Origin of the sequence: Neoroseomonas soli (assembly GCF_018129065.1) — a bacterium.
Lineage (GTDB): Bacteria > Pseudomonadota > Alphaproteobacteria > Acetobacterales > Acetobacteraceae > Neoroseomonas > Neoroseomonas soli.
In genome coordinates this window covers 1-5,108 of the sequence record NZ_JAAEDM010000153.1, presented here as the reverse complement: position 1 = coordinate 5,108, position 5,108 = coordinate 1, and the positions used below count along the sequence as shown (strand labels likewise).

At 72.3% G+C, this 5,108-nt stretch carries 6 protein-coding genes; 5 read left to right on the top strand and 1 reads right to left on the bottom strand.

What is annotated here, in order from left to right; genetic code table 11:
- The 3 genes from GXW76_RS24850 to ykgO form a co-directional block, all read left to right on the top strand.
- A partial coding sequence (locus tag GXW76_RS24850; protein WP_211864825.1) for a DUF533 domain-containing protein occupies nt 1–517 on the top strand: 517 nt, incomplete at its 5' end.
- A gap of 5 nt (nt 518–522) precedes the next feature.
- The gene (gene acdA / locus GXW76_RS24845; RefSeq protein WP_211864824.1) at nt 523–1,722 is read left to right on the top strand and encodes a 3-sulfinopropanoyl-CoA desulfinase; all 1,200 of its coding nucleotides are present in this window, start codon (nt 523–525) and stop codon (nt 1,720–1,722) included.
- 148 nt (nt 1,723–1,870) lie between these two features.
- Nucleotides 1,871–1,996 (top strand): type B 50S ribosomal protein L36, encoded by a 126-nt coding sequence (gene ykgO, locus GXW76_RS24840; protein WP_137125466.1) that lies wholly within the window; start codon nt 1,871–1,873, stop codon nt 1,994–1,996.
- A gap of 64 nt (nt 1,997–2,060) precedes the next feature.
- On the opposite strand, the gene GXW76_RS24835 is transcribed toward ykgO, so the two are convergent.
- The gene (locus GXW76_RS24835; RefSeq protein ID WP_211864823.1) at nt 2,061–2,450 is read right to left on the bottom strand and encodes a hypothetical protein; all 390 of its coding nucleotides are present in this window, start codon (nt 2,448–2,450) and stop codon (nt 2,061–2,063) included.
- Nucleotides 2,451–2,596: 146 nt separating this feature from the next.
- Here GXW76_RS24835 and GXW76_RS24830 point away from each other — a divergent pair, with 146 nt between their 5' ends.
- Together GXW76_RS24830 and GXW76_RS24825 are read left to right on the top strand one after the other, a co-directional pair.
- Nucleotides 2,597–4,042, top strand: a complete 1,446-nt coding sequence (locus GXW76_RS24830; protein WP_211864822.1) for an FAD-linked oxidase C-terminal domain-containing protein — start codon at nt 2,597–2,599, stop codon at nt 4,040–4,042.
- Between the two features lie 49 nt (nt 4,043–4,091).
- Nucleotides 4,092–5,108: FAD-binding protein (locus GXW76_RS24825; protein ID WP_338151039.1), on the top strand; the 1,017-nt coding region annotated here is incomplete at its 3' end.

Below are 5,108 nucleotides of genomic sequence, written 5' to 3'. Positions count from 1 at the left end.
CGGGGCGCCGGCGGGCAAGCCCGCGCCGCTGCCCGGGGCGAGGTCTACACGCGGGGGCGACAGCGTGCCTCCAACGGGCCCCTGGGGCGACACGCCGCAGGGCAAGCCGGCGCCGGAGGGCTGGGCGCCCGTGCCGGGCATGCCCCCGGCGCCGCCGATCCCCGCCGAGGAACGCGAGGGGTTGTTGATGCTCCGCGCCATGATCGCCGCGGCGAAGGCCGACGGGCATGTCGATTCCTCCGAGCGCGAGCGCATCGCCGGCCAGTTGGACGCGGCCGGCCTCGGCGCCGCCGCGCGCGACGCGGTGCTGGCCGAGTTCGACCGCAGCGTCACGCCGGAGGACCTGGCGCGGGAAGCACGCGACCCGATGCTTGCGGCGCAGGTCTATGCCGCCGCGGTGGCGGGGGCGGCTGCGATCGAGGGCTCCGAGCGCGCGTGGCTGGACGGCTTCGCCCGCGCGCTGCGCCTGGATGGCGCCGCGACCGAGGCGATCGAGCGGCGCATCAGGGGAGGATGACGGGAATGCATGGCTTGACCGAGGCGGAGGCGCGGCTGCGCGACCGCGCGCGCGAGGTGGCGCAGGAGGCCGCGGCCCAGGCCGCCGCCACCGACCGTTCCGAGCAATACCCCTGGCCGATGGTTCGCCGCATGACCGAGGCCGGCTTCCTCGGCCTGACGGTCCCGAAGGAATGGGGCGGGCCGGGCCTGTCCTATTTCGACGCCGTGCTGGTCATCGAGGAATTCTCCAAGGCCTGCGCCGTCTCCGGCCGCATCGCGGTGGAGGCCAACATGGGCGCGGTCGGCGCCATCATGGCCTATGGCACGGACGCCCAGAAGAAGGTCGCCGCGGATCTCGTGCTGCGGGGCGACAAGCCCGCCATCCTGATCACCGAGCCCGAGGCGGGTTCCGCCGCCACCGAGATGCGCACCCGCGCGGTGCGGCATGGCGATTCCTGGGTGATCGACGGCGACAAGACCTGGATCACCGGCGGCGGCATCTCCCGCCTCCATCTGATCTTCGCCCGCGCCGTCGAGGACGGGGAGGAGAAGGGCATCGGCGGCTTCATCGTCGTGCGCGACGGGGAGGGCATGCCCCCAGGCATGGAGGCGAAGCGCATCCCGTCCATGGGCCTGCGCGGCATGCCCGAGGCGGACGTGACCATGCGCGGCCTGATGGTGCCCGATTCGATGGTGCTGCGCCCGCCCGGCGGCTGGGCGCGCGGCTTCGGGCGGCTGATGGATGCCTATAACGGCCAGCGGGTGGGGGCGGCGACGGTGGCGCTCGGGCTCGCGGCCGGCGCCTACGACCATGCCCTGGCCCGCGCGCAGGACCGCCGCCAGTTCGGGCGGCCGATCGCGGAATTCCAGGGACTCGCCTGGATGCTCGCGGACATGTCGATCGACATCGAGGCTTCCCGCGCGCTGGTCTGGCGGGCGGCGCGCTCGGCCGGGCCGAACGGCTTCCCGGACCGGCTGGCGGCCGCGCAGGCCAAGGTGATGGCGGCGGACATGGCGATTCGCGTCACCAACCAGGCGCTGCAGGTCTGGGGTGCCGCGGGCTATTCGCGGGACAACCCGATGGAACGCTACGTGCGCGACGCGCGGATGTTCGCGATCGCCGGCGGCACGGCGCAGGTGCTGCGGACGCAGGTGGCCGAGCAGATCCTCGGCCGGAAACTGCCGCAGACGCGGGACGGCTTCCTGCGCGCCGCCGCAGAATGAAGATCGCCGGGCGCCGCCCTCCGCCGTAAGTCCCCAGGTACCAAAGAAGGTTGGGGGGTTCGGGGGGAAGTTCTCTTCCCCCCGACCTTTTCATGAGGTTGACGGGCGCCGTTACCCCCCCTAGAAGCGCCCCCTCACGAGGTAAGCCATGAAGATCCGCAATTCCCTGAAGACTGCGAAGACCCGCGACAAGAACTGCGTGCTGGTGCGCCGCCGCGGCCGCGTCTACGTGATCAACAAGAAGAACCCGCGCCTGAAGGCCCGCCAGGGCTGACGCGCCGCCGGGGCTTCGCGCCCCGGCCCGATGCGTTGCGCGAAGGGGGGCCTGGCCCCCCTTGCTATTTCCGGGGCATGCCCCCGCTGCCGCCGGCGGGGGTCATGACTTCCGTGCCGACGCCTCCACCTGTGCCCTGCGTCCAGGTGCCCTGCAGGCTGCCGTCCGGCTGGACGGCATAGGCGGCCACGCCGATCTCCCGCCCCGCCATCACGTACCCCACCACCAGCAGCGGTCCTTCCGGGATCAGCAGGCCGACGCCGTCGGCCGTGTCGGAGCCGACGCGCCAGGTCACGCGCCAGGTGTTCTGCCCCGTCGGCTGCAGCATGACGCTGCCCTGGTAGCGCTGGCCGTCCGCCCCCTGGCCTTCGACCGAATACGGTCCCTGGCGCTGGGCCAGGGCAGGGGTGGCGATCGTCGCCAGCAGCGCGGCGGTGATCAGGGTTCTGCGCATCCGTCTCGGTCTCCCCGCCCGGCACCAGCGCCGGTGTCCATGGCTGAGGTTGCGCGGGCCGCCGCGCGGGCGCAATCGCCCGTCTTGCAGCGCTTGCGGGGCGCGCTGCGGATGCGCATCTTCCGTGCATCGAAAGGATCGCCGCCGTGATCGCGCAGCCCGCCCCCAAGCCCGAGATCCTGGCCCGCCGGGAGGAGATCGTCGCCGCACTCCATGCCCTGGTGCCGGGGGACGGCGTCATCAGCGATGCGACGCGGCTGAAGCCCTACGAGACGGACGGGCTTGCGGCCTATCGCCAGGTCCCGCTCGCGGTCGTGCTCCCGCGCACCACCGAGCAGGTCGCCGCCGTGCTGCGCTATTGCCACTGCAACGGCGTGCGCGTGGTGCCGCGCGGGGCCGGGACCTCGCTGTCCGGTGGCGCGCTGCCGATGGCCGATGCCGTCGTCATCGGCCTGATGCGCATGAACCGCATCCTGGAGATCGACCTCGAGGATCGCTTCGCCGTGGTCGAGGCGGGCGTCACCAACATCGGCATCACCAAGGCGGTCGAGGGCGACGGCTTCTTCTATGCGCCCGACCCGTCGTCGCAGCTGGCCTGCATGATCGGCGGCAACGTGATGATGAACTCCGGCGGCGCGCATTGCCTGAAATACGGCGTCACCGCGAACAACCTGCTCGGCGTGAAGTTCGTGACGATCGAGGGCGAGGTCATCGACATCGGCGGCGCGCATCTCGATGCCGCGGGCTATGACTGGCTCGGCATCATCACCGGCTCCGAGGGGCAGCTCGGCATGGTCACGGAAGTGACGGTGCGGATCCTGCGCAGCCCCGAGGGCGCGCGCGCCATGCTCGCGGCCTTCAACGGAATCGAGATCGCCGGCGCCGCGGTGGATGCCATCATCGGCTCGGGCATCATCCCCGTCGCGCTCGAGTTCATGGACAAGCCCTGCATCCACGCCTGCGAGGCCTTCGCCCATGCGGGCTACCCGCTCGACGCCGAGGCGATGCTGATCATCGAGGTCGAGGGCAGCGAGGCCGAGCAGGACGAGCTTCTGGCCCGCATCAAGGAGATCTGCGCCCGCTTCGACCCGATCAGCCTGAAGGTCGCCGAGAGCGCCGAGCAGTCGCTGGCGATCTGGAAGGGCCGCAAGGGCGCCTTCGGCGCGGTCGGTCGCATCAGCCCCGACTACCTCTGCATGGACGGCACCATTCCGACGAGCCAGTTGCCGAACGTGCTGAAGCGCATCGGGGAGATGAGCGAGCAATACCGCCTCGCTGTCGCCAACGTCTTCCACGCCGGGGACGGCAACCTGCACCCGCTCATCATGTTCGACGCCAACGACCCGGATTCCTTCCATCGCGCCGAGGCCTTCGGCGCTGACATCCTGAAGCTCTGCGTCGAGGTCGGCGGCTGCCTGACCGGCGAGCACGGCGTCGGCGTGGAGAAGCGCGACCTGATGACCGTGCAGTTCCGGCCGCGCGAGCTCGACCAGCAGCGCCGAATCAAGACCGCCTTCGACCCGCAATGGCTGCTGAACCCGTCGAAGGTCTTCCCGCTGGAGGGCGCGCCGGTGCCGCTCGCCGCGGAATGAGTGGGCGACGCGGTCGCGGGGCCCCGCAGGCAAAGCCGAGGAGCGGAGCGTGACTCGCGACGCCGACACCATGCTCGCCCCGGCGGACGAAGCGGGCATCGCCGCCGCCATCGCCGCCGCCCATGCCGCGCGCGAGCCGATCGCCGTCGAAGGCAACGGATCCAAGCGCGGCCTGCTGCGGCCGGTGCAGGCGGCGCGCACGCTGTCCACGCGCAACCTGACCGGCATCACGCTGTACAGCCCGGCGGAGCTCGTCCTTTCCGCCCGCGCCGGCACGCCCATCCCGGAGATCGAGGCCGCGCTCGCCGAGAAGGGCCAGCACCTGATCGCGGAGCCGCCCGACACGCGCGCGATCTTCGGCGTCGCGCCGGATGGCGCGCGAAATGATCCCACGCCGGATGGCGCGCGAAACGATCCCGTGCCGGATGGCAGCGACCGGCCGGCGACGCTCGGCGGCATCGTCGCGGCGAATCTCTCCGGGCCGCGGCGCATCGCGTGGGGCGCGATGCGGGACCACGTCCTCGGCATCCGCTTCGTGAACGGGGAGGGGGAGGTGCTCCGCTCCGGCGGGCGCGTGCTGAAGAACGTGACCGGGCTCGACCTGTGCAAGCTGCTGGCAGGGTCCTACGGCACGCTCGGGGTGATGACGGAGATCACGCTCAAGGTGCTGCCCGCGCCGGAGGCGGCGGCGACGCTGCTGGTCGCGGTGCCGGACATGGCGACCGGCGTGCGCGCGCTTTCCGCGGGCCTCGGCAGCCCCTTCGGCGTCAGCGGCGCGGCGGTCCTCCCCGGAGAGCCCGCCCTCGCCGCGCTGCGGATCGAGGACTTCGCCTCCTCCGTGGCGTATCGCACCGGCCGGCTGCGCGAGTCGATGCAGGGCTTCGGCACCGTCACGATGCTCGAAGGAGAGGCGAGCCGCGCCTTCTGGCGCGAGGTCCGCGACGCCGCGCCGCTCGCCGTGCGGGCGGAGGAGGCCGTCTGGCGCATCTCCGTCCGTCCCTCCGCCGGGCCGGCGGTGGCGGAGGCGGCGGCGGCGCTCGGCGGGCGCGCGCTGCTCGACTGGGGC

What these genes read in the sequence shown, in the direction of transcription:
- acdA (WP_211864824.1), top strand. Translation starts at nt 523, where the DNA reads ATGCATGGCTTGACCGAGGCGGAGGCGCGGCTGCGCGACCGCGCGCGC.
- ykgO (WP_137125466.1), top strand. Translation starts at nt 1,871, where the DNA reads ATGAAGATCCGCAATTCCCTGAAGACTGCGAAGACCCGCGACAAGAAC.
- GXW76_RS24835 (WP_211864823.1), bottom strand. Translation starts at nt 2,450, where the DNA reads ATGCGCAGAACCCTGATCACCGCCGCGCTGCTGGCGACGATCGCCACC.